The 25,135-nt window shown below is 64.7% G+C and carries 22 protein-coding genes; 6 read left to right on the top strand and 16 right to left on the bottom strand.

What is annotated here, in order from left to right:
- Nucleotides 1-23 precede the first annotated feature (23 nt).
- The 3 genes from FJ978_RS03500 to FJ978_RS03490 all read right to left on the bottom strand — a co-directional run bounded on the left by FJ978_RS03500 (nt 24) and on the right by FJ978_RS03490 (nt 2,801).
- Nucleotides 24-698 carry an amino acid ABC transporter permease gene (locus FJ978_RS03500; protein ID WP_023766380.1) on the bottom strand — a complete coding sequence of 225 codons (675 nt, stop codon included), beginning with the start codon at nt 696-698 and terminating at the stop codon, nt 24-26.
- Nucleotides 699-842: 144 nt separating this feature from the next.
- Nucleotides 843-1,640 (bottom strand): ABC transporter substrate-binding protein, encoded by a 798-nt coding sequence (locus tag FJ978_RS03495; RefSeq protein WP_013891356.1) that lies wholly within the window; start codon nt 1,638-1,640, stop codon nt 843-845.
- Nucleotides 1,641-2,039: 399 nt separating this feature from the next.
- Complete coding sequence (locus tag FJ978_RS03490) at nt 2,040-2,801, bottom strand: HpcH/HpaI aldolase/citrate lyase family protein (RefSeq protein ID WP_140570274.1); 762 nt, start codon at nt 2,799-2,801, stop codon at nt 2,040-2,042.
- Between the two features lie 121 nt (nt 2,802-2,922).
- Here FJ978_RS03490 and FJ978_RS03485 point away from each other — a divergent pair, with 121 nt between their 5' ends.
- Nucleotides 2,923-4,011, top strand: a complete 1,089-nt coding sequence (locus FJ978_RS03485; RefSeq protein WP_140570271.1) for an LLM class flavin-dependent oxidoreductase — start codon at nt 2,923-2,925, stop codon at nt 4,009-4,011.
- A gap of 1 nt (nt 4,012) precedes the next feature.
- On the opposite strand, the gene FJ978_RS03480 is transcribed toward FJ978_RS03485, so the two are convergent.
- The 13 genes from FJ978_RS03480 to FJ978_RS03420 form a co-directional block, all read right to left on the bottom strand.
- Nucleotides 4,013-4,408, bottom strand: a complete 396-nt coding sequence (locus tag FJ978_RS03480; protein ID WP_013891353.1) for a RidA family protein — start codon at nt 4,406-4,408, stop codon at nt 4,013-4,015.
- 56 nt (nt 4,409-4,464) lie between these two features.
- The gene (locus FJ978_RS03475; RefSeq protein ID WP_140570270.1) at nt 4,465-5,613 is read right to left on the bottom strand and encodes an acyl-CoA dehydrogenase family protein; all 1,149 of its coding nucleotides are present in this window, start codon (nt 5,611-5,613) and stop codon (nt 4,465-4,467) included.
- 227 nt (nt 5,614-5,840) lie between these two features.
- Nucleotides 5,841-6,653: an enoyl-CoA hydratase family protein gene (locus FJ978_RS03470; RefSeq protein ID WP_140570268.1), complete on the bottom strand. Its 813-nt coding sequence runs from the start codon at nt 6,651-6,653 to the stop codon at nt 5,841-5,843.
- Entirely contained in the window at nt 6,650-7,120 is a 471-nt protein-coding gene (locus FJ978_RS03465; RefSeq protein ID WP_013891350.1) for a MarR family transcriptional regulator, read from the bottom strand. Before FJ978_RS03465 ends, FJ978_RS03470 begins: the two co-directional genes overlap by 4 nt.
- On the bottom strand, nt 7,114-7,887 hold the full coding sequence (locus tag FJ978_RS03460; protein WP_140570265.1) for an SDR family NAD(P)-dependent oxidoreductase: 774 nt from the start codon (nt 7,885-7,887) through the stop codon (nt 7,114-7,116). The genes FJ978_RS03465 and FJ978_RS03460 overlap by 7 nt, the downstream gene beginning before the upstream one ends.
- Entirely contained in the window at nt 7,884-10,178 is a 2,295-nt protein-coding gene (locus FJ978_RS03455; protein ID WP_140570261.1) for a bifunctional salicylyl-CoA 5-hydroxylase/oxidoreductase, read from the bottom strand. Before FJ978_RS03455 ends, FJ978_RS03460 begins: the two co-directional genes overlap by 4 nt.
- Before the next feature lie 143 nt (nt 10,179-10,321).
- A complete protein-coding gene (locus FJ978_RS03450; protein ID WP_140570258.1) occupies nt 10,322-10,921 on the bottom strand; it encodes a VOC family protein in 600 nt (199 codons plus the stop codon).
- A gap of 77 nt (nt 10,922-10,998) precedes the next feature.
- On the bottom strand, nt 10,999-11,835 hold the full coding sequence (locus FJ978_RS03445; protein WP_140570254.1) for an ATP-binding cassette domain-containing protein: 837 nt from the start codon (nt 11,833-11,835) through the stop codon (nt 10,999-11,001).
- Complete coding sequence (locus FJ978_RS03440) at nt 11,828-12,706, bottom strand: ABC transporter ATP-binding protein (RefSeq protein ID WP_140570251.1); 879 nt, start codon at nt 12,704-12,706, stop codon at nt 11,828-11,830. Before FJ978_RS03440 ends, FJ978_RS03445 begins: the two co-directional genes overlap by 8 nt.
- Nucleotides 12,703-13,551, bottom strand: a complete 849-nt coding sequence (locus FJ978_RS03435; protein ID WP_140570247.1) for an ABC transporter permease — start codon at nt 13,549-13,551, stop codon at nt 12,703-12,705. The genes FJ978_RS03440 and FJ978_RS03435 overlap by 4 nt, the downstream gene beginning before the upstream one ends.
- Entirely contained in the window at nt 13,544-14,551 is a 1,008-nt protein-coding gene (locus FJ978_RS03430) for an ABC transporter permease (protein WP_140570243.1), read from the bottom strand. The genes FJ978_RS03435 and FJ978_RS03430 overlap by 8 nt, the downstream gene beginning before the upstream one ends.
- A 220-nt stretch (nt 14,552-14,771) precedes the next feature.
- Nucleotides 14,772-16,301, bottom strand: a complete 1,530-nt coding sequence (locus FJ978_RS03425; protein ID WP_140570239.1) for an ABC transporter substrate-binding protein — start codon at nt 16,299-16,301, stop codon at nt 14,772-14,774.
- 110 nt (nt 16,302-16,411) lie between these two features.
- Nucleotides 16,412-17,986 (bottom strand): NAD(P)/FAD-dependent oxidoreductase, encoded by a 1,575-nt coding sequence (locus FJ978_RS03420; RefSeq protein WP_140570236.1) that lies wholly within the window; start codon nt 17,984-17,986, stop codon nt 16,412-16,414.
- Between the two features lie 118 nt (nt 17,987-18,104).
- Between FJ978_RS03420 and FJ978_RS03415 the strand changes: the two genes are divergently transcribed.
- The 5 genes from FJ978_RS03415 (at nt 18,105) to FJ978_RS03390 (ending at nt 25,100) form a co-directional block, all read left to right on the top strand.
- The gene (locus FJ978_RS03415; RefSeq protein ID WP_140570233.1) at nt 18,105-18,896 is read left to right on the top strand and encodes a cyclase family protein; all 792 of its coding nucleotides are present in this window, start codon (nt 18,105-18,107) and stop codon (nt 18,894-18,896) included.
- Nucleotides 18,897-19,207: 311 nt separating this feature from the next.
- Nucleotides 19,208-20,779: an NAD(P)/FAD-dependent oxidoreductase gene (locus FJ978_RS03405; protein WP_140570230.1), complete on the top strand. Its 1,572-nt coding sequence runs from the start codon at nt 19,208-19,210 to the stop codon at nt 20,777-20,779.
- Nucleotides 20,779-21,261, top strand: a complete 483-nt coding sequence (locus FJ978_RS03400) for a MarR family transcriptional regulator (protein ID WP_140570227.1) — start codon at nt 20,779-20,781, stop codon at nt 21,259-21,261. Before FJ978_RS03405 ends, FJ978_RS03400 begins: the two co-directional genes overlap by 1 nt.
- A gap of 103 nt (nt 21,262-21,364) precedes the next feature.
- Nucleotides 21,365-23,518 (top strand): indolepyruvate ferredoxin oxidoreductase subunit alpha, encoded by a 2,154-nt coding sequence (locus FJ978_RS03395; RefSeq protein WP_140570223.1) that lies wholly within the window; start codon nt 21,365-21,367, stop codon nt 23,516-23,518.
- Nucleotides 23,511-25,100, top strand: coding sequence for an indolepyruvate oxidoreductase subunit beta family protein (locus FJ978_RS03390; RefSeq protein ID WP_140570220.1), 1,590 nt, complete (start codon nt 23,511-23,513; stop codon nt 25,098-25,100). Before FJ978_RS03395 ends, FJ978_RS03390 begins: the two co-directional genes overlap by 8 nt.
- Nucleotides 25,101-25,135 lie beyond the last annotated feature (35 nt).

Genomic DNA, 25,135 nt, shown 5'->3' with positions numbered 1-25,135 from the left:
CGGGGTGGGTTAGGTTGGCGAGGTCAGCGCGTCTTTTCGGTCTTGAAGCGGTCTTCAAGCAGGCTGACGAGACGGACCATCGGCCAGAGGAAGATGAGATAGACCAGCGCCGCGCCGATCAGCGGCGAGGGATTGGCGTAGAGCGACTGCGCATTGGTCGCTTCCTTGAGCAACTCCGGCAGCGCCACGGTCGAGGCGAGCGAGGTGTCCTTGAACATGGAGACGCAATTGCTGGTCATCGGCGGGATCACCACGCGGACCGCTTGCGGCAGCACCACCTTGCGCAGGGTCAAAAGGAACGGCAGGCCAAGCGCCTGCGAGGCCTCGAACTGGCCGCGCGGAATGCTCTCTATGCCGGAGCGGAACACTTCCGCCGAATAGGCCGACATGATGATGGCGAACGCCGTCACGGCGGACGCCCAGGACGACAAGCGAATGCCGAGGAAGGGCAGCGCGTAGTAGATCAGGATCAGTACCACCAGCACCGGCAGGGCGCGGAAGATGTCGGTGTAGCCGACCGCCAGCCAGCGGAGCGGCTTCGGCGCATAGAGCCGCAGCAGGCTGATCACCAGGCCGATCGGGATGCCGATGCCGATGCTCAGGATTCCGAGCAGCAGCGTGTTCAGGAAACCACGCAACAGCGCCGGCAGGCTCGACGCGATGACATCGGCGTTGAAGAAAGTGTCGATCAGCGACATGGAAGCGTTCCCGAGAGCAAAGCATGCTCAGGTTGAAACCAGTTGACCCGCGCCTGCAGCGGGGCGGCCCGCGGCAGCCGATGCCGGAGCATGAAATGAGTCGTGCCGGCGTGGAAGGCCGGCACGATGTCAATGCATTGCCGCTCAGGCCTTCGGCAGCGGCATTTCCTTGACGGTCGACGAATCGGCCGGCGCGTCGCTGCCGAACCACTTCTTGTGGATCGCGGCCAGCGTGCCGTCCTTTTTCATCGCGGTCAGCGCGTCGTTCAGCTTGCCGAGCAGCGGATGGTCCTTGGTCATCATCAGGCCGTACTGTTCGCCGGTCTTGATGCGCTGCTTGACCTTCAAATCCTTCATCTTGGTGAAGGAGTATTCCATGCCCGGAATGTCGCTGACGGCGGCATCGACGCGGCCGGCGCTGAGGTCGAGCAGCAGGTTCTGCTGCGTGTCGTAGCCCTTCACGTCGCTGAAGCCGTCGGCTTCTTGGTGCCCCTTGACCCAGGTCTCGCCGGTCGAGCCCGAAAGCACGCCGACGATCTTGCCCTTGAGGTCGGCCTCGGTGTTGACAGCGCTGTCGGTCTTCGTCGCGATGCCCATGTCGGAATCATAGTAGGGCTGCGTGAAGGACTGCGATTTCAGCCGCTCCGGGGTGATGGTGATCGACGAGATCGCGACATCGATGCGCTTCGAGGTGGTAGCGGCGAACAAGGCCTGGAAGCCGAGATCGGCGATGTCGGTGGTCATGCCGGCGCGCTTGGCCGCTTCGTTGACGATGTCGACCTCGAAACCCTCGAAGGTGCCGCTCTCGTTTTTGTACTCGAAGGGCGGATTGGTTGGGTAGGCGCCGACATTGAGCACATCGGCGGCATAGGCGGTGGCAGGGCCGGCGGCGATACCGATGGTGGCCGCGAGCAGGATGAGATTGCGACGGGTGAGCTTCATTTGGTGTTCCCTCTAGGGTGTTCCCTCTGGTTGTTGATCGGGCGGGATTTCCCCGCACGGTTTTTTGCCGTCCCACCTCCCAGCGGGGCGTCAATTCATGGCGGCGAGCCTGCGCGCGCGATTGATGAGATTCTCTGTATGCGGATCACGGGCGCGCACGCCATCGAAACCATAACGCGCGTTCGACGATGACTGGGCCGGTACAAACGACAAGGACTGAACCCCTCCCACCCCGAACTCCACGACGGACTGGCCAGCAACCCCTTTGGCTCGGCGGTCGCCCATCGACTTTGAATGCTATCCAAAGTGAGGCGCTTTTCAAGGCGAAAGTTTTAAGCTTAAAAAGCTTGGCTGGCCTGTTGCCTGGCCGATACGCCTTTTTGCCTGGCTGCGCCCGTCTCAAGCCAATTCGTCGCGTGCGGCGGCACAGTTGGCGGCGGTGCCGGCGCCAAGAAACATCGTGTCGCTGGCCAGCACGAAGAAACTCGCCCCGATGGCCGCCCATCGGCTGATAGTCTGCGGGCTGGCGCAAAATATGCCCGATGTCCTGCCATGGGCGACCGTCGCGCCGATGATCGTCCGGATTGCATCCGTGAGTCTGTCAGCGCCGTTCGGCCCGACCGCATCGATCGACACCGAGAGATCGCCGGGGCCGACGAAGACCATGTCGACGCCGTCCACGGCCGCGATCGCCTCGATGTTGGCCAACCCCTCCGCTGTCTCGACCTGGACCGCGACGACGATCCTGTCGTTGGCGCCGGCCAGATATTCGGGAATGCGATAGCCATAGCCGGCGGCCCGGCCGGGTCCGACGCCGCGCTCGCCCTTTGGCGGATAGCGAGATGCCTTCACCGCCGCTTGCGCCTGGGCGGCGGTCGAGACGCGCGGCACCAGCACGCCTTGCGCGCCGCTGTCGAGTGCGGCCTGGATCGCTTCCGGCGCATGGCCGGGAACGCGCACCATCGCCGGCACGCGGTGGACATCGGCCGCACGCACCATGGTCTCGATCATGTCGCGCGAAATCTGGGCATGCTCCCAGTCGATGCAGAGGAAATCGAGGCCGGACTGCGCCATCACTTCGACCGCGACGGGATGAGGAATGGCGGCGAAGGAACCGACGAGGTTCGTCCTGCCGATGCATTTCTGGCGGAATTCGCTCATGCCGTCCCCTTTTTCATGCTGCCTGGATTCATATCCGCAAACCATCTCCGGACGAAGCTATTTCATGCTTGAAATATTTTCGCGGGGCCGTAGCGTGCAATCTTCGCCGGGAGGTCGCGACATGAAACCACATCCCCTGCACGGTCCCAACAAACTGAAGCTCGGCGTCTTTTCCACCAATGCCGATGGCGGTCTGGCCATCACCGATGTGCCGGAACGCTGGACGGCAAGCTGGCAGGACAATCTGACGGCCGCCCAGATCGCCGACCGCGCGGGGCTGGAGTTCATGCTGCCGATTGCCCGCTGGCGCGGCTTTGGCGGCCGCAACAATGTGCGCGAATGGTCGTTCGAGACTTTTACCTGGGCGGCGGCGCTCGCCATGGCCACCGACCGGATCGGCCTGTTCATGACCGTGCATGTGCCGCTGGTGCATCCGCTCTATGCCGCCAAGGCGCTGGCAACGGTCGACCACATCAGCCAGGGCCGCGCCGGCCTCAACATCGTCTGCGGCTGGAACCCTAGGGAATTCGGCATGTTCGGCACGCCGCTCGTCGAAAAGGGCTACGACCAGGCTGCGGAGTGGATCGAGATACTCGAAAGGCTTTATACATCGAGCGAGCCTCTCGACTATGAGGGCACCTACTATCGTCTCAAGGAAGCCGTCAGCCGGCCGGCCAGCCTGCAGGTTCCGCGCCCGGTGACCATGAACGCCGCGTTCGGCGGCCCGGGCCGCGATTTCGCCGCCGCCCGATGCGACTATCTGTTCACGACCTTCTCCGAGATGGGCGATGCCGGCAAGCATGTCGCCGACATCAGCGAGCGGGCCGACAGAGTGGGCCGCAATGTCGGCGTCTACACCGTGGCGCATGTCGTCTGCCGCCCGACCATGGAGGAGGCGCAGGCCTATTACACGCGCTATGCCGTCGATATGGCCGACCACGACGCGGTCGATGCCCACATGGCCGGCAAGAAGGAATTCTCGCAGTCGCACGACCCGCATGCCTATGACCGCTACCGGCAGCGTTTCGCCGGCGGCGCCGGCACTTATCCGCTGATTGGGACGCCGGAAACGATCGCCGCCGACATGGCCGCCATTGCCGGGCATGGCTATCAGGGCATCGCCCTGTCCTTCGTCAATTACACGCAGGAGCTGCCCTATTTCTGCGATCACGTGCTGCCGATTTTGCGGAAGGCGGGGCTGCGCGAATAAATTATTCCGGAATCACCGCCGTCGCCTGGATCTCCACCTTGGCGCGGTCCTCGACCAGCGCCATCACCTGCATGGCGGCCATCGCCGGAAAATGCCGGCCGATCACCTCGCGATAGGCCTCGCCGATCCCCCTGAGATTGGCCAGATATTCGGCCTTGTCGGTGAAATACCAGGTCATCGAGGTGATGTGCTGGGGCGTGGCGCCCGCCTCGGCCAGTACCGCGACGATATTCGCAAGCGTTTGCTTCACCTGGCCGACAAAGTCGTCGGTTTCGAACTGGCACTGCCCGTTCCAGCCGACCTGTCCGCCGACGAAGACGAGCCGCCCACGCGCCGCGACGCCATTGGCGTAGCCGACCGGTTTGGCCCAGCCCGCCGGCTGCAAAATCTCGTGCATTTCAAGCCTCCCGGTATTTCAAAAACTCAAGTCTCAAAATCGAATGCCGCTCGCCGTCAGGCCGCGCCCATCACTTGCCGCGCGATGACCACTTTCTGCACGTCCGAGGCGCCCTCATAGATGCGCAGCGCGCGGATCTCGCGATACAGGCTCTCGACGATATGGCCTTTGCGGACCCCGTCGCCGCCATGCAGCTGCACGGCCTTGTCGATCACCTCTTGCGCCTTGTCGGTGGCGAACAGCTTGGCCATTGCCGCCTCGCGCGTCACCCGGGCCGCGCCCATGTCCTTGGTCCAGGCGGCGCGGTAGACCAGAAGGGCCGCCGCGTCGACGTCGAGAGCCATGTCGGCGATGTGTCCCTGCACCATCTGCAGTTCGCCCATCGGCGCGCCGAACAGCTTGCGCTCGGCCACCCTCTTGATGCTCTCATCCAGCGCGCGGCGGGCAAAGCCGAGCGCTGCCGCGCCGACCGTCGAGCGGAACACGTCCAGCACCGACATGGCAATACGGAAGCCGTCGCCGGGCTTGCCGATCAGTGCGGCGGCAGGCAGGCGGACCTGATCGAAAGACAGCCGCGCCAGCGGATGCGGCGCGATCACTTCGAGACGCTCGGCAATGCCAAGTCCCTTGGCGTCGCCAGGCACCAGGAAGGCCGAGAGCCCCTTGGCGCCCGGCGCCTCGCCGGTGCGGGCAAACACGACATAGAGATCGGCGATGCCGCCATTGGAGATCCAGGTCTTTTCGCCGGACAGGACATAGCTGTCGCCGTCGCGGGTCGCCGTCATCTCCGTGTTGGCGACATCCGATCCGGAGCGCGGTTCAGACAAGGCAAAGGCCGAAATCGCCTTGCCGGCGCGTGTCTTCGAAAGCCATTGCTGCTGCTCCGGCGTGCCGAACAGGCTGAGCGCGCCAGTGCCCAATCCTTGCATGGCAAAGGCGAAGTCGGCTAGCCCATCATGCCGCGCCAGCGTCTCGCGCGTGATGCACAAAGTGCGCACGTCGAGTGGTCCCGGATTGCCGGTGTCGAGTGCCGTCGGTTTCAGCCAGCCGTCGCGGCCAAGTTTCGCCACGAGTTCGCGGCAGGCGGCGTCGACGTCGTGGTGATCGACGGGGAGGTTTTGTTGGCACCAGGATTCGAGGTTTTCGGCCAGTTCCCGGTGGCGGTCTTCGAAGAAGGGCCAGTTGAGGAAGGAACGGTCAGGCATTGGTGCCTCCGCGGTTGAGGCGTTGCGCTCTACGGCGCCCCCCTCTGTCCTGCCGGACATCTCCCCCTCTAGGGGGGAGATTGGCAGCGTCGGCGTAGGCGCTCTTCCTGCGACGGTGGCGATTTGCGAAAGCATGTACGACAGCCGATCTCCCCCCTAGAGGGGGAGATGTCCGGCAGGACAGAGGGGGGCGCTGTCCCGCCAACGTCTCCATTGAACCGCCCATCTCAATCCCCCTCGAACACCGGCTTTTCCTTGGCCACGAACGCCTTGTAGGCGCGCTCGAAATCGCGTGTCTGCATGCATATCGCCTGCGCCTGTGCTTCCGCCTCGATCGCCTGGTCGAGGCCCATCGACCATTCCTGGTTGAGCTGTGTCTTGGTGATGCCATGTGCAAAAGTCGGGCCGGAAACGATCCGCGCCGCCATGTCGAGCGCGTCGGCCTCGAGCGCTGCGGCATCGACCAGCCTGTTGTAGAACCCCCAGCGCTCGCCCTCGGCGGCCGTCATGGTGCGGCCGGTGTAGAGCAGTTCGGCGGCGCGGCCCTGGCCGATGATGCGCGGCAGGATGGCACAGGCGCCCATGTCGCAGCCGGCGAGGCCGACGCGCGTGAACAGGAACGCGGTCTTGGCTTCCGGGGTGGCGATGCGGATGTCGGAACTCATGGCGATGATGGCGCCGGCGCCGACCGCGACGCCGTCGACCGCCGCGATGATCGGCTTGCCGCAGTTGAGCATCGCCTTGACGAAATCGCCGGTCATGCGGGTGAAGGCCAGGAGCTCTTTCATGTCCATCTTGACCAGCGGACCGATAATGTCGTGGACATCGCCGCCGGAGCAGAAGTTGCCGCCGTTGGAGAGGAATACGACGGCATCGACATCGTCGGCATAGACAAGGTCGCGGAATGTGTTGCGCAGTTCCGCATAGCTGTCGAAAGTCAGCGGGTTTTTGCGCTCCGGCCGGTCGAGCCGGACCTTGGCGATCCTGCCCTCGACTTCCCAGAGGAAATGCTTCGGCTTGAGCCCGGCCATCCCGGTCATTCGCGTCCCTCCCAGTTGCTGCGGAACGAGGTCAGCATGCCGGTCAGCCGGCGCGCGTCGTCCTCGCTGACCTTGCCCAGCAGTTCACCGATCCAGCCCTCATGCGCGGCGGCGATGGTGGCAAAGGATTTGGTGCCTTCATCGGTCAGCCGCACCATCGAGGTGCGGCGGTCGCCGTTGCGGCGCGCGCGGGCCACCAGCCCTTCCGAGACCAACCGGTCGACAATGCCGGTGACATTGCCGTTGGACACCAAAAGGAAGCGCGACAGGTCGCTCATCAGCATGCCTTCCGGGGCGCGATAAAGTGCAGCCATCACGTCGAAGCGCGGCAGCGTCGTGTTGAAGTCCTTCTTCAGCCGCTCGCGCAGTTCGGCCTCGATGGTGCGCGAGGCGCGCAGCAGCCTGATCCACAGGCGCAAGCGGTCCTTGCCGGGTCCCGATGGCGCGGGCAGGGGGCCGGCTACCATGTTTCACCTCCCGAAATGGAAATCGCCTGTCCGGTCACCGATTGCGCCGCGTCGCCGCACAGCCACAGCACGGCGGCGGCGACCTCTTGCGGCTGGATGAAGCGGCCTTGCGGATTGGTCGAGGCAAGGCTTGCCCGCGCTTCGCCGGCCGAACGGCCGGTCTTTTCGATGATGCGCTGGATGGACTCTTCCAGCATGTCGGTCTCCACGAAACCAGGACACACCGCGTTGACAGTGACGCCGGATTTCGCCGTCTCGGCGGCAAGCGCCCGCATCAGGCCGACGACGCCATGCTTGGCGGCGACGTAAGGCGCGACATAGGCGTAGCCTTTCAATCCGGCCGTGGAGGCAATGAACACGATCCGCCCTGCCTTGCGCGCGGCCATCCCCGCCAGGGCCGGTTTCACCGTCAGGAAGGCTCCGGTCAAATTGACGTCGAGCGTGCGCTGCCAATCGGCGAGCGTCGTCTTGTGCGCCGGCGTGCTGCCGGCCATCCCGGCATTGGCAACGACAATGTCGAAGGCCCCGCGCGCGGCTTCCGCCGTCTTGTAGAGCGCGGCCATAGACTCCTCATTGGTGACATCGGCGCTGATGCCAAAAATGCCTTCGCTTTCGCCGGCCACCTTGGCAAGCTCGGCTTCCCGGCGACCGCAAATGGTGACGTCGATGCCGACGCCCGCCAGCGCCAGCGCGATGGCCCGGCCGACGCCGGAGCCGCCACCGGTGACCAGCGCATGCTTGCCGGGGATCCCGGTCGCGCCCGTCATACTTTCAGCCCCGCGGCCGCATCGCGCTCGGCCAGGCGGTAGAGCTGGTCGCGTCCGGGCAGATAGGGATCCGGCCATTTCACGCCGCGGTCGCCGAGCGTCACGGCGGCGTGCAGCGTCCAGTAGGGGTCGGCGAGATGCGGCCGGGCCAGTGCCACCAGATCGGCGCGGCCGGCCATCAGGATCGAATTCACATGGTCCGGCTCATAGATGTTGCCGACAGCCATCGTCGCCATGCCGACCTCGTTGCGGATGCGGTCGGAAAACGGCGTCTGGAACATGCGGCCATAGACCGGCTTCGCCAGTGCCGATGTCTGGCCGGCCGAGACGTCGCAGATGTCGACGCCGGCCTCATGCAGCAATCTTGCGATCTCGACCGCGTCGGCCGGTGTCACGCCTTCGATGCCCACCCAGTCATTGGCCGAAATGCGCATCGAGATCGGCTTTCCCGCCGGCCAGGCGGCACGCACCGCGCGGAAGATTTCGAGGGGATAGCGCATGCGGTTTTCCAGGGAACCGCCATATTGATCCGTGCGCCGGTTGGTGACCGGCGTGATGAAGGACGACAAGAGATAACCGTGCGCGGCGTGGATCTCGAGCATGTCGAAGCCGCATCGGTCGGCCATCTCGGCCGAAGCCACGAATTCGTCGCGCACCTGGTCCATGTCGGCGCGGTCCATCGCCTTCGGCATCTGATTCTGCGGCGACCACGCGACGGCCGACGCCGCCATGACCGGCCAGTTGCCCGAGGTCAGCGGCACGTCGGTGCCTTCCCAACCGAGCCGCGTCGAGCCCTTGGCGCCGGAGTGGCCGATCTGGGCGCAGATCTTCGCTTCGGTCTCGGTGTGGACGAAATCGACCAGCCGCTTCCATGCCACCTCGTGTTCGGGCGCGTAGAAACCGGGACAGCCGGGCGTGATCCGTCCCTCGGGGCTGACGCAGGTCATCTCGATATAAATGAGGCCGGCGCCGCCCTTGGCCCGCTCGGCATAATGGGTGAAATGCCAGTCGGTCGGGCAGCCGTCGACGGCCTTGTACTGCGCCATCGGCGAGACGACGACGCGGTTGCTGAGCTGCATGTCGCGCAGCTTGAACGGGGCGAACATCGGCGCGCGGCGCAGGCTGTTGCCGCCGGCGCCGGCCTGGCGCTGGAACCATTCTTCCGCACCACCTAGCCATTCGGCATCGCGCAGCCGCAAATTCTCGTGGCTGATGCGCTGCGAGCGGGTCAAAAGCGAATAGTTGAACTGCACCGGATCGAGACCGAGATAGCGTTCGACTTCCTCGAACCATTCCAGCGAATTGCGTGCCGCCGATTGTAGCTTCAGCACCTCGGTGCGCCGTGCATCCTCATATTTGCGGAAGGCGGCGTCGAGGTCCGGTTCGGTCTCGACATACTCGGCCAGCGCCACGGCGCTTTCCAGTGCGAGCTTGGTGCCGGAACCGATCGAGAAATGCGCCGATGCCGCCGCGTCGCCCATCAAGGCCAGGTTCTTGTAAGACCAGCGCTCGCACAAGACGCGCGGGAAATTGATCCACGCCGAGCCACGGATGTGGTTGGCATTGGTCATCAGCGAATGACCACCAAGATGTTTGGCGAAGATCTTCTCGCAAACGGCGATCGATTCCTGCTGCGTCATCGCGCCGAAGCCGAAGGCAGCCCAGGTCTGTTCGCTGCACTCGACGATGAAGGTCGCGGTGTCGCTGTCGAACTGGTAGGCGTGCGCCCACACCCAGCCATGCTCGGTCTTCTGGAAGATGAAGGTGAAAGCGTCGTCGAATTTCTGGTTGGTGCCGAGCCAGACGAACTTGCACTTGCGGGTGTCGATGTCGGGCTTGAAGATATCGACGAAGCTGTTGCGCGCCCTGGAGTTCAGCCCGTCGGCGGCAACAACCAGATCGTGCGTCTCCATGTAAGGCCGGGGATCGGCGATATCGCTCTCGAACATCAGCTTGACGCCGAGTTCGCGCGCGCGCCGCTGCAGCAGGATCAACAGCCGCTTGCGGCCGATGCCGCAGAAGCCGTGGCCCGACGAGACTGTGCGCACACCGTCATGGATGACGGCGATGTCGTCCCAATAGGCGAAATGCTTCTTGATCCAGACGGCGCTGACCGGGTCGTTCTTCGACAGATTGTCGAGCGTCTCGGCCGACAGCACGACGCCCCAGCCGAACGTGTCGTCGGCGCGGTTGCGCTCGAACACCGTCACATCATGCGCGGCATCCCTGAGCTTCATCGAAATGGCAAAGTAGAGGCCGGCTGGTCCGCCGCCGAGAACCGCAACCTTCATCCGTGCGATCTCCTCTTCGCTTGCTGCATCTCAAGTATCGCGCCGGAAGCCAGATATTTCAAGCTTAAAGTTTTATGCCGAAATCATTGGCTACCATCGGGGCGGCGCGCTTGCGTGTCGCTCCGCAAGCGCACCGCCAGAGGTCACTTTTCCGGGTTCTTCGGGCTCCACAGAACCGTCTCGGCACCCTTCTCATAGGCCATCCCCGTGGGATAGCTGATCGCTTCCAGTTGCAGTCCCCAGGGCGCCTGGAAGTAGAGGATGGTCTGGCCGGCGGCGGGCCCTTCCTTGACCGGCAAAGGTCCCAGGCGTGTCTTGACGCCCTTGCCATCGAGATAGGCTTTGGCGGCGGCGACATCGTCGACATAGAAGGCGATGTGGAAGCCGCCAATGTCGCTGTTCTTCGGCGTCAGGTCCTTCTGGTCGGGCGCGGTGTATTTGAACAGCTCGATGTTCGATCCATAGCCGCAGCGGACCATGGTGACCTGCTCGATGACAGCCTTGGGATCGACACCCAGGAGATCCTGCATGAAGGTGCCCTTGTCGTCGGCGAACGGGCCGAACGACATCGCCTTCTTGCAGCCGACCACTTCGGTGAAGAAGTCGACCGCTTGCTTCATGTCGGGAACGGTGATGCCCGTGTGGTCGTGGCCGCGCATGCCCGGAATCGAGCTGGCGGTGGCCATGCCGGCGCTGCCGAGCATCGCGGCGGCGAGCGTTGCAATTGTGATTGTGGTCTTCATGTCGGTCCTCTCCATTTGACGGGACTTGGGTCTTTGTGGCCGCACGTCCGGACCCGCTCTTCGGCGTGCGTATGCATTCATGTCGGCGCCTTGGCGGCGGAAGGAATGTCCAGCCAGCCCGCATCGATCTCGGGCAGCGGAATGGCTGCGATGAGGTCGCGCGTGTAGGCCTGCCGCGGCTTGTCGAACAGCGCGTCGGTGGCGCTCGCCTCGACAATCACTCCTTCGCGCATGACGATCACTTGCCGGCACAGCCGCCGGATGACGGACAGATCGTGACTGATGAAGGCGACCGTCAGCCCCATCTCCGCCGCCAGCTTTTCCAGCAGAGTGAGGATCTGCGCCTGCGTCGAGACGTCGAGACCGGAGACGATCTCGTCGGCCAGCACGAATTTCGGCGACAGCGCCAGTGCGCGGGCAATGCCGACGCGCTGGCGCTGGCCGCCAGACAGTTCGTGGCGGTAGCGGCTGGCGAAGCTCTGCGGCAGGCCGACCCGCTGCAAAGCTTCGGCGACGCGGCTCTTGAGGTTGTCGCCAAGGCCGTTCTGCTTGAGCGGCGCGGCGATGATGCTGGCGATGGTGCGGCGCGGGTTGAGCGACGACATCGGATCCTGGAAGATCATCTGCAGGTCGCGGCGCAACGGCCGCAGCTCCGTCTCCGGCAGATGCGTGATATCGCGGCCGTCGAAGCGGATGCTGCCGGCGCTGGGTTCCGAGAGCCGCACCAAAGCACGGCCGAGCGTCGATTTGCCGGAACCGGATTCGCCGACGATGCCGGTCACCGATCCCCTCGGCAGGTCGAAGTCGAGACCCTTCAGAATCTGGGCTAGGGGTGCGCGGCCGATCAGCGGCTTGCGCGTCATGTCGGGCAACGCGACCTTCAGCCCGCGCACGCAAAACAGCGGCTCAGCCATGCGGCCGCCTCCACGCTTGGTCGGCAGCAGTGATCTCGGCGGCGAGCCCGGCCAGCACCGTCTCGTCCACCGGTTTCAGCGAGGCGAGCGGGTCCGTGTAGCGCGGCGTGGCAGCCATCAGCGCCCGTGTGTAGGGATGCTGCGGCGCGGCGAACAGAGCAGCTGTGTCGGCCTCTTCCACCACCTTGCCGGCATAAAGCACCGACACTTTCTGGCTGATCTTGGCGACGACGCCGAGGTCATGAGTAACGAACAGGATCGCCGTGCCGTGTTCGCGCTGCAATTGCGCGATCAACCGCAGGATCTGCTTCTGCACGGTGACGTCGAGCGCCGTCGTCGGCTCGTCGGCAACGATCAGCCTTGGCTCGGCGGCGAAGGCGGCGGCGATCAGCACGCGCTGGCGCATGCCGCCGGAAAGCTCGTGCGGATAGCTTCTCAGCACGCGGTCGGGGTCGCGGATCTGCACCTCGTCCAGCAACTGCCGAATTCGAGTATCGGCCTTCTCTGCGCTCCAGCCGAGAATGCGTACCAGCCGGTCGGTCATCTGCGAGCCGATGCGGCGTGACGGGTTGAGTGCGGTCAATGGATCCTGCGGGATCAGAGCCGTGCGTGCGCCGATCAGCGTGCGCCGTGCCTTGGGCTGAAGCTTGCCTAGGTCCTCGCCCTCGAGCCGCATGTCGCCTTCGACGATGCGCACGCTCGACGGCAATGCGCCGAGCACCGCCTTGCCGATCATCGTCTTGCCGGCGCCGCTCTCGCCAACCAGCGCACGCACCTCGCCGGGCTGTACCGAGAGTGAAACCGAGCGCAGCACGCGTTGGCCGTTCGGCAGCAAGGCGCTCAGATTGGCGATGTCGAGACAGGCGCTCATCGCAGCACCGGATCGAAACGCGTCTTCAGCGCTTCGCCGAACTGGCTGAACGACAGCACGGTGAGGATCAGCGTGACCAGCGGGAACACCAGCACCCACCAGGCCTGATGGATCGACAGCCGGCCTTCGGCGATGATGCCGCCCCAGGTCGGATCGTCGGTCGAGATCGACAGATTGACGAAGGACAGGATCGCCTCGACGATGACGGCGATGCCCATTTCCAGCGACAGCAGGGCGACGATCGACGGCACCACATTGGGCAGCACTTCGCGCAGCATGATGCCGATGCGGCCATAGCCGGCGATGCGGGCATTCTCGACATAGTCCATGCGCGACTGGCCCATCGTCTCGGCCCGGATCACCCGGCAGAAGCGCGTCCAGTCGATGACGGCAATGGCGATGATGACCGAGCTGAGGCCGGTGCCGAGCACGGCAACCAGCAGGATGGCGAACAGCACCGGCGGGAACGCCATCCAGACATCGACGATGCGCGAGATGATGCGGTCGGCCCAGCCGCCGAAATAGCCGGCGATCAGTCCGAGCGTCGAGCCGACCAGGCAGGCGGCGATGGCCGCGGCAAAGGCGACGATAAAGGCGATGCGTCCGCCGAAGATAAGCCGAGACAACAGATCGCGGCCGAGGCTGTCGGTGCCCAGCCAATAGCCGGGTTCGGCTCCATCGATCCAGAACGGCGGCAGCCGTTCCAGCATCAAATCCTGCGCCAGCGGATCCTGCGGTGCGACCAGTGGTGCCAAGATCGCCGCTAGAAGCGCCAGCAGCAGCCAGCCGCCGGCCAGCCACAGCCTGGGACTTAGCCCGCGTCGTGAGGTGCGCGCGTTATCCATGGCGCAGCCTCGGATTGAGCAGTGCATACATCATGTCGACGGTAAGGTTGATCAGCACGAAGAGCAGCGCGAAGACCAGCACGATGCCCTGGATCAGCGGGAGGTCGCGGTTGATGACGGCATCGATTGCCATGTTGCCGAGGCCCTCATAGGAAAACAGCCGTTCGACGATGACCGTGCCGCCGATCAGAAAGGTGAACTGCACGCCGACCAGTGTCAGCGTCGGCAAAGCGGCGTTCTTCAGCGCCTCGCGCAGAATGACCTGCGTTTCCGAAAACCCCTTCACCCGCGCCAGCACGACATAGTCGAGGTCGAGCACTTCCTTCAGCGACTGCTTCAGCAGTTGCGAGATGATCGCGGCCAGCGGCAGCGCCAGCGCCACAGCCGGCATCAGCATGTGCTTCAGCAGGTCCCAGGTCAGGTCGAAGCGCAGGCGTAAAATGCTCTCGAACAGATAGAACTGGGTGACGAAGGGCAGGTCGAGTTGCGGCGACACGCGGCCGGAAATGTCGAAGATCGGCACCAGCACGCCGAACAAAAGGATCAGCACCAGGCCCCACAGGAAGTCGGGAATGGAGAGTGCCGCCCCGCTGGCGATGTCGATGCCGGCCTCGACCGCGGTGCCGCGTTCACGAGCGCCGAGGACCGCCGTCGTGCCGCCGAGCGCCACCGCCATGACGAGCGCGACGATGGCGAGTTCCAGCGTCGCCGGCAGCCGGTTGAAGACAAGGCCGAGCACATCTTGCCTGAGCGAAATCGAGGTGCCGAAATCGCCCCGGGCCACGCCGGACAGCCAGATGAAGAATTGCTGCACGATCGTCTTGTCGAGCCCATAGAGCGCCCGCAGCCGGGCAATGTCGGCATCGGTCGCGCCGGGCGGCAGCATCATCGCGATCGGATCGCCGGGCGCGACGCGGATCACGACGAACACGACGACGGCCACGCCGAACAGCGTGATCAGCATCGTCAAAAGACGGATCAGGAAACGTTGCAGGAGCATGCCGGCGTAAGCCCAGTGCGTATAAGCGACTGATGGAACGAACGGCCCCCTCATCCGGCCGCTTCGCGGCCACCTTTTCCCGAGGGGAGAAGAGGTCACGGATGGCTGCGCCCGTTCCTTCTTCCCGGCGGGGAGAAGGTGGCCCGAAGGGCCGGATGAGGGGGCCTGCGTAAGTTGGAGAGGCACGCCGTCTTTGCGACGGCATGCCTCCTAGCTTGTCTCAGGCCGGGGTCATCAACGCCGGCAAAAGGGCGCCGGACACATGCTGGACCACGTTGACGCCCTTGGCATGCACGATCGGCTGCGCGTACTGCATCAGCGGCAGCACATAGGCCTGCTCGGCGATGTATTTGTCGACCGCCTTCCAGCCGGCAATGCGCTTGGCTTCGTCCTTCTCGCCCCACAGCGGGTTGATCATGTCGATCAGGTCCTGGCTGTCCCACACGGAATGCGGGCTCGGGCCATACATGGCAAAGCCGGTCGAAGTGGTTGGGTCGCCGATGGCATTGCCCCAATTGTAGAAGGCGGCTGGCGCCAGCTTGTCGGCGGCACGCAATTCATAGTGCTTGGCGATTTCGTAGACCTCGATCGTCGCCTCGATGCCGACCTTGCGCCACATGCCGACGATCGCCTGGATCATCTCATAGTCCTTGGGCTTGAAGCCCTTGGTCGTCTGGATGGTGAACTTGACCGGCTTCTCGGGCGAATAGCCCGAGGCTGCCAGCAATTCCTTGGCCTTTTCCGGATTGTGCTCGACCTTGATTGAGGCGTCGAAGGCCGTGTACTCCGGTGTCTCCAGCGTAGCGATCGGCTGGCCATAGCCTCGCAGTAGCCGCTTGACCAGAAGCTCCTTGTCCACCGCCATGACGGCGGCTTGGCGGACATTCTTGTCCAGCATCGCTTCAATGTCGTTGAAGAAGATCATGCCGATGTCGGAAACCGGCTTGCACGAGCCGGCAAGTCCGTCCTTGGCGATCAGCCGGTCATACTCCTCATAGGGGATTTCGAGCGTCACCTGCGAGGAGCCGGACTCGATCTCGGCGACGCGGCTCGCCGCATCGGCGACGAACTTGATCGTCACATTCTCGAAGGCCGGCTTGCCGCCCCAGTAGGTCGGGTTGGCCTTCAGCCGCAGGAAGGCATTGCGCTCGAACTTCTCGACCATGTAGGGGCCGGTGCCGATCGGCGCTTTCTCGAAACCTTCGGCGCCTACCTTCTCGTAATAGGCCTTGGGCAGGATGTAGCCGGTCAGGAACGACATCCATTTGAAATAGACCGGGTCGAACTGCACGACATCGCCGGTGATCTTGTTGCCGTCGATCTTGAAGTTGTTGACGTTCTTCCAGACGAACTGGATCGGGTTGCCGGTCTTTTCGTCGCCCGCCCGCTGCAGCGACCACACCACGTCCTCGGGCGTGAAGGGCGAGCCGTCATGCCATTTGACGCCTTCGCGCACCGTCATCATCACCTTGGTGCGGTCGTCGTTCCAGCCCCATTCGGTGAGCAGGCCCGGCGCGAAGGACAGGTCCGGCTTCTGCGGGATGAACTGGTCGAACACCGACTGGTAGAGGCCCTGGATCGTCGGGTTGACCGCCGAGGGTCCGGTGGTCGGATCCCAGGACGGCAAGTTGACATTATAGGCGATGGTCAGTTCGCCGGCGGCAGCCTTGGCGATCTGTGGCAGGCCGACGGCGGCCACCCCGAGTGCCGCGGCACTGTATCCGAGCAATTCGCGTCTGTTGATTGTCATGGTCGTTCCCCTTGTTGGTTATTGTCGTTGCGCGGCGGTGTCGGTTCATTGTCTCAGGCTTCGTGGGCAGCAGCGCCTTGCCTCTCGTCGCCTCCATAAAATCTTCGGGCCTACCTCCCGCCAAGCTGTTGCGCGAGCATGAAGCCCGAGGCCGCACCGGTGCCCGCGCCCGGCCATGTCGCGGCCCCGGTGAGATGCAAATTGGCGACCGGCGTGTTCCAGCCGGCATAGCCCCGTGCCGGGCGGAACAAAAAGTTCTGCGCCAGATGATGGCTGCCGCAGACCTGGTCACCGCCGACGAGGTTCGGGTTCTCGCGTTCGAGGTCGATGGGTGAAAACACCGCCCGGCCGAGGATTTTGCTCCGCAGGCCGGGCGCGTAGGTCTCGATGATATCGAGCACGCGCTCGGCGTAGACATCCTTGACCTGGTCCCAATGCGCGGGCGCGATCTTGCCGGCGGCATCGCCCAGGATTTCGGCGGGCAGCATGCGCACCTGCACCCACAGCACATGCTTGCCCTGAGGCGCGCGTGACGGATCGACCGCCGTCGGCTGGCCGACGACCAGCACAGGTTCGTCCGGCAGCGTGCCTGCCATCGCCTGCTGGTACGTGCGCGACATGGTGTCGAGCGACGGCGACAGATGCACATAGGCGAATTGCCGCAACTTCGCTCCCGCGCGCCAATCCGGCAAGTCGTCGAGCGCCAGGTGGATCATCATCGTGCCCGGCGCATGGCGGAATTTCTGCATCGCCGTGTCGAAGCCGGCATCGCCCGAACCGTTCGGCAGCAGCTTGCCGGTCAGCGCCTTGGGCGCGACGCCGGCGATGACCGCCTTGGTGGCTGTATGCGTTTTACCCGAAGCGAGCCGCACGCCCGTTGCCTTGCCGGCGGAAACCGTGATTTCCGCCACCTCGGCGCCGGTCACGATCCTGCCCCCGGCGGAGGTGACCATGCCCGAGAGCGCCCGGATGATGGTGTCGGCGCCGCCCTTGCCGAGCACCATGCCGAAGCTCTGGTTGGCCATCGATTCCAGATAGGGAAAGACGGCGCCGCCGGCGATGTCCGGCGCGAAGTCGAGATGCATGCCCCAGGTGGCGAGCGTCGCCCGCACATGCGGCGACTCGAAGTTTTCCTCAAGCCAGGCGCGGGGTGAGGACAACAGCAGCCGGCCAGTGTCGAGCGCGCCGGCAATGCCCTTCTTGCGCCACAGGGTCCACGCCGTGCCGGTCAGTGCGCGGGCGCTCATCGGCGAGCCCAGCAGCCGGAAAAGATGCTCGGCCTCGGCCGGGAAGGCGGCAACCAGCCTGCGCCATGTCGCGGCATCGGCGGCCGAGAAGGCGGCCATGCGGCTCGCTGTCTTCTCCAGGTCGTTGCTGACGCCGAACCAGCGCCCGTCGGGAAAGGCGCTGGCGAAACAGTCGGCGACCGGCGCGAACTCCAGCCCCTGGGCTTTCAATTCATTTGCATATTTCCGATGGAAGGCGGAGCCGGCAAACAGGCTGAGATTCATCGCGCCGAAGTCGTGGCGGAAGCCGGGAAGAGTATATTCGCGCGTCTGGACGGCGCCGCCGATTGCTGCGCTGCACTCGAAAATCCCGGTTTTCCAACCTTTGAGCGCCAGATGCGCGGCGCATGCCAGACTGTTGTGGCCCGCCCCGACAAAGATGGCGTCGAACTCGCTCACGCCCCGTTCCCATTTCCTTTATGCTTAAAGATAATTGCAGATGCATATGTTTTCGTCTAGTAGGATATTAAGGGCCGAGACGAGCCTTGATCATCATCGAAAAGAGGGAACAGAGACCATGGACACCCAAAAACTCCTCGGCGAGGTCGCCGGCCAGTTGCTTTCAGGCGCCATCAGGGTGGTCGACCTGTCGGCGCCGCTCGGGCCGGATACGCCGCTGATCAAGCTGCCGCCGGAGCTTGCCGTCGACACCCCGAAGATCGAAATCCACAACATCTCCCGCTATGACAAGAACGGCCCGTGGTGGGCATGGAACTGGCTGAAGCTCGGCGAGCATTCGGGTACGCATTTCGATGCGCCGCAGCATTGGATCAGCGGCAAGGACTATCCGGACGGCGCTACCGACACCATTCCGGCACAGAACTTCGTCGGCCCGGTCAATGTCATCGACTGCTCGAAGGAAGCCGCCGCCGACCATGATTTCCTGCTCACCGTCGACCACATCAAGGCATGGGAAGCCGAGCACGGCGCGATCAATGCCGGCGAATGGGTGGTGATGCGCACCGACTGGTACAAGCGCAACGGCTCTGAAGCCGAGTTCCTCAACGCCAACGAGACCGGCCCGCACACGCCCGGCCCGACGGCCGAAGCCATCCAGTTCCTGATCGGCAAGAACATCAAGGGCTGGGGCTCGGAGACGATCGGCACCGATGCCGGCAAGGCCGGCGGCATGGAACCGCCATTCCCGGCGCATACGCTGATGCACAAGGCCAACCGCTACGGGCTGGCCAGCCTTTGCAATCTCGACCAGTTGCCGCCGAAAGGCGCCATCCTGATCGCCGCGCCGCTGAAAATCGAGCACGGCACCGGCAGCCCGATCCGCGCCCTGGCGCTGGTGTCGGGAAAATAGGGCGAGGTGGGTCTTCGGGAGAAGATCATGAGTGAAGGCGATGCGTTGGTGACAGGTGAGGGGTGGCAGGCTTGCAACGCCGCCACTCTACGGCGCCCCCCTCTGTCCTGCCGGACATCTCCCCCTCAAGGGGGGAGATTGGCCTTCACCACGATCGTTTTCGCGAATCTACGACGCTGCAAGAATGAGCAGAGCGCCGAAGCTGCCAATCTCCCCCCAAGAGGGGGAGATGTCCGGCAGGACAGAGGGGGGCGCCGTAGAGCGCAATCCCACGCGATTGAACTGCAGTGTCCGCCCACAGGAAACCCCCGATGAAAGCCCCCGATCACATCATCGTCGGCAGCGGCATCAACGCGCTGGTCTGCGCGGCGATGCTGGGCGGCAAGGGCGCGAAGGTGCTGGTGCTCGAGCGCAACGACCGCATCGGCGGCTGCATGCGCACCGAGGAGATCACCGCGCCGGGCTTCGTCCACGATGTGATGGCGACGACCTTCGTGCTGTTCATCACCTCGCCGGCCTTTGCGGCATTGGGCGCCGATCTCGCCCGGCACGGCCTGGAATTCTGCAGCACCGGCACGCCGACCGGCGTGCTGCGGCCAGACGGCAGCCATGCCGTGCTCGGCACCGACCGCGCCGCCAACGTTGCCGCGCTCAACGCGATCGCGGCTGGTGACGGCGACCGCCACGCCGACGATGTCGGCGGCATCGAGCGCAATGCCGGCCTTTTGTTCGGCCTGCTCGGCGGCAGCCTGTGGTCCTACCCGACGGCGAAGCTGCTGGCCGGCGATGCCTGGCGGCGCGGTCCGCGTGGCCTTGGCGCCTTTCTCGGCGAAGCTTTGGTGCCGGCGCGCGGCTGGCTGGAAAGCACCTACCAGTCCGAGACCATCCGCGCGCTGTGGGCGCCCTGGGTGCTGCATGCCGGGCTCGGGCCTGAAGATGCGTTCTCCGGCCAGATCGCCAAGGTGATCGCCTTCGCGCTGGAAGCGGCCGGCGCGCCGATCGTCAAGGGCGGGGCGAAGAACCTGCTTTCGGCCTTCGAGGCGTTGATCACCGAACGCGGTGGCGTCATCTCCACCGAAGCCGACGTTGCCTCCATCATCCTGGCTGGCGGCCGCGCCACCGGCGTGCGGCTGGCCTCGGGCGAAACGGTCCACGCCAGCAAGAGCGTCATCTGCTCGGTGACGCCGACGCAACTCTACGGCCGGCTGCTCGGCGCGGAGGCGCCCAAGGTCGATATTGAGGCGACGCAGAAATATCGCTACGGCAAGGGCAATTTCCAGATCCACTACGCCCTCGACAAGCCGCCGGCATGGCGGGGCAATGGCTTGGACAAGGTGGCGCTGCTGCATCTGACGCCTGGACTGGACGGCGTATCGAAGGCCTGCAACGAGGCGGCGCGCGGCATGCTGCCGGAGGTGCCGACCATCTGCGTCGGCCAGCCGCATGCGCTCGATCCGTCGCGCTGCCCGGAGGGCAAGGCGATCCTGTGGCTGCAACTGCCAGAGGCGCCTCGCTTTATCAAGGGCGACGCCGCAGGCAAACTGCAGGCCCCGGCCGACGGGCAATGGACCGACGCGTTGCGCGAGGCCTATGCCGACCGTGCCGAAGCGATCCTCGCCAGCCACATCGATGGCTTCAAGGACAGCATCATCGCGCGCCGCGCCTATTCGCCGGCCGATCTTGAAGCGATGAACATCAACCTGGTCGGCGGCGATCCCTATGGCGGTTCGTCGGCCCTCGATCAGTCCTTCCTGTGGCGGCCGTTCAAGACCAGCCGCAACCATCAGACCGGCATCAAGAACCTCTACCATATCGGCGCCTCGACCCATCCGGGCGCGGGCCTCGGCGGCGGTTCCGGCTTTCTCCTGGCGGGGAGGATGTGATGGAACAGAAGGTCGCCGAAAAGCGCCAGCGCATCTCGACCCTCGGGCAAATCGGCCTGCAGCAATTCGCGCCCTACCTGATGAACCGCATCATGGGCCGCTACAACGCCACCTTGCGCGACGATTTCCGCAAGCAGGGCCTGACCATTCCGCAGGTCCGCACGCTCGCCGTGCTGTCCGTCACCGACGGCATCACCGTCAATGATCTTTCGGTCTATACGGTGATCGAGCAGTCGACCTTGAGCCGCACGCTCGACACGCTGGAGAGCCAGGGCCTTGTGCGGCGCGAGCAAGGCGTCACCGACAGCCGCATCCGCCATGTGTTCCTGACCGACGATGGCCGCGCCGAGTTCGCCCGCGCCTGGCCGGCCATGCATGACGCGTTCGAGGCGATGTTCGACGATGTCGACGATGCCGAATATGCAGCCCTCATCGCCACGCTGCAGAAGATGCTGAAGAACATTCGTAAGCACGACATCTGATGCATGTCGCCCAAAAGTGGATCCGATTTTGGGGAAACGACATGCATGAACAAGGACTTTAGATGGACGCCGCCAATTTCGGCGGCAACGGAAGGAGGCAGAGATGGCCGAACGGTCTTTTGCCAAGGAAGTTGAAAAGCTCAGGCTCGGCGCCGGCGAGGAATTCGCCGGCGAGGGCATCCTCGCCATCACCAAGGCGCTGCTGCAATGCGGCGTCGGCTATGTCGGCGGCTATCAGGGCGCGCCGATCAGCCATCTGATGGATGTGCTGGCCGACGCGCAAGACATTCTGGGTGAGCTCGGCGTGCATTTCGAGGCCAGCGCCTCCGAAGCCACCGCCACCGCCATGCTCGCGGCCTCGGTGCATTATCCTATCCGTGGCGCCGCGACCTTCAAGTCGACCGTCGGCACCAATGTCGCCTCAGACGCGCTGGCCAATCTCGCCTCCGGCGGCGTCACCGGCGGCGCGCTGATCATCGTCGGCGAGGATTATGGCGAGGGCTCCTCGATCATGCAGGAGCGCAGCCATGCCTTCGCCATGAAGAGCCAGGTCTGGCTGCTCGACCCGCGTCCGAACCTGCCGTCGATCGTCAAGGCGGTGGAGGACGGTTTCGAGCTGTCCGAAATCTCCAACACGCCGGTCATGCTGCAGGTCCGCATCCGCTGCTGCCATGTCCACGGCCATTTCATCGCCAAGGACAACAAGCGGCCGCCGATGACGGTGGCCGATGCGCTGGAAGCACCGCGCCGCGACACCGGCCGCATCGTGCTGCCGCCCGCCTCCTTCCTGCATGAAAAGGAGAAGGTGCAAAAACGCTGGCCGGCGGCGGTGGATTTCATCGCCAAGAACAAGATCAACGAGTTCTTCGGGTCGGATCACGGCTCGGTCGGCATCGTCATGCAGGGCGGCATGTACAATTCGGTCATCCGCGCGCTGCAGCGGCTCGGCCTTGCCGACACTTACGGCGACACCGACGTGCCGCTCTACGTGCTCAACGCCGTCTATCCGCTGATCGACGACGAGTTCCTGTCGTTCTGCGAGGGCAAGCAAGCGGTGCTGGTCGTCGAGGAAGGCCAGCCTAATTTTATCGAACAGGCCTTTGCCGCCATGCTGCACAAGGCCGGGCGTGGCACCAGGCTGGTCGGCAAGGAACATCTGCCGATGGCCGGCGAGTACACTGGCCAGGTCATGCTCGACGGCATCGGCACCTTCCTGCGCGCCGAGGCACCGCATCTTCTACCCGGCGAAGTCCGCGCGCCCAACAAGGTCGGCGACGGCGTTGACACCGCCGACCTCATCAACGTCGTGCCGGGCCGTCCGCCGGGCTTCTGCATCGGTTGCCCGGAGCGGCCGATCTTCGCCGCGACAAAACTGGTCGAGCAGGAGCTGGGCAAGCACCACATCGCTTCCGACATCGGCTGCCATTTGTTCTCGATCATGCCGCCTTTCGAATTGGGCGCCACCACCATGGGCTATGGGCTGGGGCCGGCCTCGGCGTCGGCGTTCAATTCGCCCGACGCAAAGCGCCGCTCCATCTCCTTCGTCGGCGATGGCGGCTTCTGGCACAACGGCCTGACCTCCTCGATCGGTAATGCGGTGTTCAACAAGAACGACGGCGTCATCGTCATCGTCGATAATTTCTATTCGGCAGCCACCGGCGGCCAGGACATCCTGTCGTCGCGCGCCGGCAACAAGACCAAGTCGACGAAACATCCGATCACCGAGGCGGTGAAGGGCATGGGCGTCAAATGGCTGCGCCATGTCGACCGCACCTATGATGTCGGCAAGATGCAGGACACGTTGCGCGAGGCGCTGACGACGGAGGAGAAGGGGCCGAAGGTCATCGTCGCCTCGTCCGAATGCATGCTGAACCGTCAGCGCCGTGAAAAGCCGCTGGTCGACAAGGCGATCAAGGGCGGCGAGCGGGTGATCAAACCGAAGTTCGGCGTCGACGAGGACATCTGCACCGGCGACCATGCCTGCATGCGGCTCTCCGGCTGCCCGTCGCTGTCGGTGAAATCGCTCGATGACCCGCTGCGCGACGATCCGGTGGCATCGATCGACCAGAACTGTGTCGGCTGCGGCAATTGCGGCGAGGTCGCCGATGCGGCGGTGCTGTGCCCGTCCTTCTACCGTGCCGATGTCGTGCACAATCCGAGCCGTTGGGATCGCTTCCTCGAAGCCAGCCGCCGCGCCACCATCGGCCTGTTGCAGCGCCGCCGCGAAAGCCGGCGGCTGACCTTCGCCGATGCTTGACGCCGTGCCGCCATTCCGCGCCCGCCCGGACGCCCAGGATGACGAGCGCGTCATCAAGCTCGCCGTGCTCGCGGTCGGCGGCCAGGGCGGCGGCGTGCTCGCCGACTGGATCACCGACGTTGCCGAGCGCAATGGCTACGTCGCGCAATCAACCTCGGTCGCCGGCGTCGCCCAGCGCACCGGCGCCACCATCTACTATGTCGAAATGGCGCGTGACACCGGCCGGCTTCCGATCTTCGCGCTGTCGCCGTCGCAAGGCGATGTCGACATATTGATTGCCGCCGAATTGATGGAGGCCGGCCGCGCCATCATCCGTGGCTTCGTCACGCCAGAGCGCACCACGCTGATCGCCTCCTCGCACCGCATCGCCGCCGTGTCGGAAAAGATCGAGCCGGGCGACGGCCGGGCCTCGTCGTCCAAGGTGCACGCCACGGCGGAGGCGGCATCGAAGCGCTTCATCGCCTTCGACATGGAGAAGATCGCCGCCGACAACGGCTCGATGATCTCGGCCAGCCTGCTTGGTGCTTTGGCGGGGTCCGATGCCCTGCCGTTCACGAAGAAAAGTTACGAGCAGGCGATCGGCGCCGGTGGCCGGGGCGTGAAAGCCAGCCTTGCCGCTTTTGGCGCCGCGTTTGACCGCGCGCGTGGCGCGGCGGCGCCTGCGCCAAAGCCGTCGGAGCCGGCGATTGTCGAATCCGCCCTGGGTGCAGGGCGCGTCAGTGGTCCGCAAAGCCTGCTGCAGGGCTGGCAGGCCTTGGCCGCCCGCATTGACCTGATGCCAGTCGCCATGCGCGACATGGCGGTCCGGGGCCTGAAAAAGGTGGTCGACTACCAGGACATCGCCTACGGGCGCGAATATCTCGACCGGCTGGACAAGGCCATCGCGCTGGACGGCGCCGGACATGGCCATGCTTTGTCGATCGCGGCGGCAAAGCATCTCGCCAACGCAATGTGCTACGACGACATGATCCGCGTCGCCGATCTGAAGACGCGCTCGACGCGCGACAAACGTGTGCGCCGCGAGGTCGGCGTCAAGGCCGGCTCGATCCTGCAGGTGACCGAATATTTCCATCCGCGCATCGAGGAGTTCTGCGGCACGCTGCCGGCGGGGCTGGGCAGCTATATCGAGAACCGGCCGAAGCTTGCCGCCTTTCTCGACCGCCGCATCAACCGCGGCCGCCGCATCCGCACCGACAGCTTTGCCGGCTTTGCGGCACTGTGGTTCATCGGCGGCCTGCGCCGCTGGCGCCGTCGCCTGCTGCGCCACCAGGTGGAACTTGCCCATCTGGAACGCTGGTACGCATTGGCGCTCAGTCATATACCGGCCGACTATGCGCTGGCCGTCGAGATCCTCAATTGCCGCCGGCTGATCAAGGGCTACAGCGACACCCACGTCCGCGCCCAGTCGAAATTCGACCGCGTGCTGTCGGCGCTCGACCTGCTCAAGGGCCGGCACGATGCCGCCGACTGGATCCGCCGCCTGCGCGAGGTGGCGCTGAAGGACGAAAAGGGCGACATGCTCGACGGCGCGCTGAAGACGGTGGCGACAATGGGGCCAGATCCGGCAACTGGCACGCCCTGATTCCTGACAGACCCACCGGCCGCCGCTTCCGTTTT

This window comes from Mesorhizobium sp. B1-1-7 (assembly GCF_006442705.1).
Taxonomy (GTDB): Bacteria; Pseudomonadota; Alphaproteobacteria; order Rhizobiales; family Rhizobiaceae; genus Mesorhizobium; species Mesorhizobium opportunistum.
This window is presented reverse-complemented; position numbering and strand designations above follow the sequence as displayed.

What these genes read in the sequence shown, in the direction of transcription:
- FJ978_RS03500 (WP_023766380.1), bottom strand. Translation starts at nt 698, where the DNA reads ATGTCGCTGATCGACACTTTCTTCAACGCCGATGTCATCGCGTCGAGC.
- FJ978_RS03495 (WP_013891356.1), bottom strand. Translation starts at nt 1,640, where the DNA reads ATGAAGCTCACCCGTCGCAATCTCATCCTGCTCGCGGCCACCATCGGT.
- FJ978_RS03490 (WP_140570274.1), bottom strand. Translation starts at nt 2,801, where the DNA reads ATGAGCGAATTCCGCCAGAAATGCATCGGCAGGACGAACCTCGTCGGT.
- FJ978_RS03485 (WP_140570271.1), top strand. Translation starts at nt 2,923, where the DNA reads ATGAAACCACATCCCCTGCACGGTCCCAACAAACTGAAGCTCGGCGTC.
- FJ978_RS03480 (WP_013891353.1), bottom strand. Translation starts at nt 4,408, where the DNA reads ATGCACGAGATTTTGCAGCCGGCGGGCTGGGCCAAACCGGTCGGCTAC.
- FJ978_RS03475 (WP_140570270.1), bottom strand. Translation starts at nt 5,613, where the DNA reads ATGCCTGACCGTTCCTTCCTCAACTGGCCCTTCTTCGAAGACCGCCAC.
- FJ978_RS03470 (WP_140570268.1), bottom strand. Translation starts at nt 6,653, where the DNA reads ATGACCGGGATGGCCGGGCTCAAGCCGAAGCATTTCCTCTGGGAAGTC.
- FJ978_RS03465 (WP_013891350.1), bottom strand. Translation starts at nt 7,120, where the DNA reads ATGGTAGCCGGCCCCCTGCCCGCGCCATCGGGACCCGGCAAGGACCGC.
- FJ978_RS03460 (WP_140570265.1), bottom strand. Translation starts at nt 7,887, where the DNA reads ATGACGGGCGCGACCGGGATCCCCGGCAAGCATGCGCTGGTCACCGGT.
- FJ978_RS03455 (WP_140570261.1), bottom strand. Translation starts at nt 10,178, where the DNA reads ATGAAGGTTGCGGTTCTCGGCGGCGGACCAGCCGGCCTCTACTTTGCC.
- FJ978_RS03450 (WP_140570258.1), bottom strand. Translation starts at nt 10,921, where the DNA reads ATGAAGACCACAATCACAATTGCAACGCTCGCCGCCGCGATGCTCGGC.
- FJ978_RS03445 (WP_140570254.1), bottom strand. Translation starts at nt 11,835, where the DNA reads ATGGCTGAGCCGCTGTTTTGCGTGCGCGGGCTGAAGGTCGCGTTGCCC.
- FJ978_RS03440 (WP_140570251.1), bottom strand. Translation starts at nt 12,706, where the DNA reads ATGAGCGCCTGTCTCGACATCGCCAATCTGAGCGCCTTGCTGCCGAAC.
- FJ978_RS03435 (WP_140570247.1), bottom strand. Translation starts at nt 13,551, where the DNA reads ATGGATAACGCGCGCACCTCACGACGCGGGCTAAGTCCCAGGCTGTGG.
- FJ978_RS03430 (WP_140570243.1), bottom strand. Translation starts at nt 14,551, where the DNA reads ATGCTCCTGCAACGTTTCCTGATCCGTCTTTTGACGATGCTGATCACG.
- FJ978_RS03425 (WP_140570239.1), bottom strand. Translation starts at nt 16,301, where the DNA reads ATGACAATCAACAGACGCGAATTGCTCGGATACAGTGCCGCGGCACTC.
- FJ978_RS03415 (WP_140570233.1), top strand. Translation starts at nt 18,105, where the DNA reads ATGGACACCCAAAAACTCCTCGGCGAGGTCGCCGGCCAGTTGCTTTCA.
- FJ978_RS03405 (WP_140570230.1), top strand. Translation starts at nt 19,208, where the DNA reads ATGAAAGCCCCCGATCACATCATCGTCGGCAGCGGCATCAACGCGCTG.
- FJ978_RS03400 (WP_140570227.1), top strand. Translation starts at nt 20,779, where the DNA reads ATGGAACAGAAGGTCGCCGAAAAGCGCCAGCGCATCTCGACCCTCGGG.
- FJ978_RS03395 (WP_140570223.1), top strand. Translation starts at nt 21,365, where the DNA reads ATGGCCGAACGGTCTTTTGCCAAGGAAGTTGAAAAGCTCAGGCTCGGC.
- FJ978_RS03390 (WP_140570220.1), top strand. Translation starts at nt 23,511, where the DNA reads ATGCTTGACGCCGTGCCGCCATTCCGCGCCCGCCCGGACGCCCAGGAT.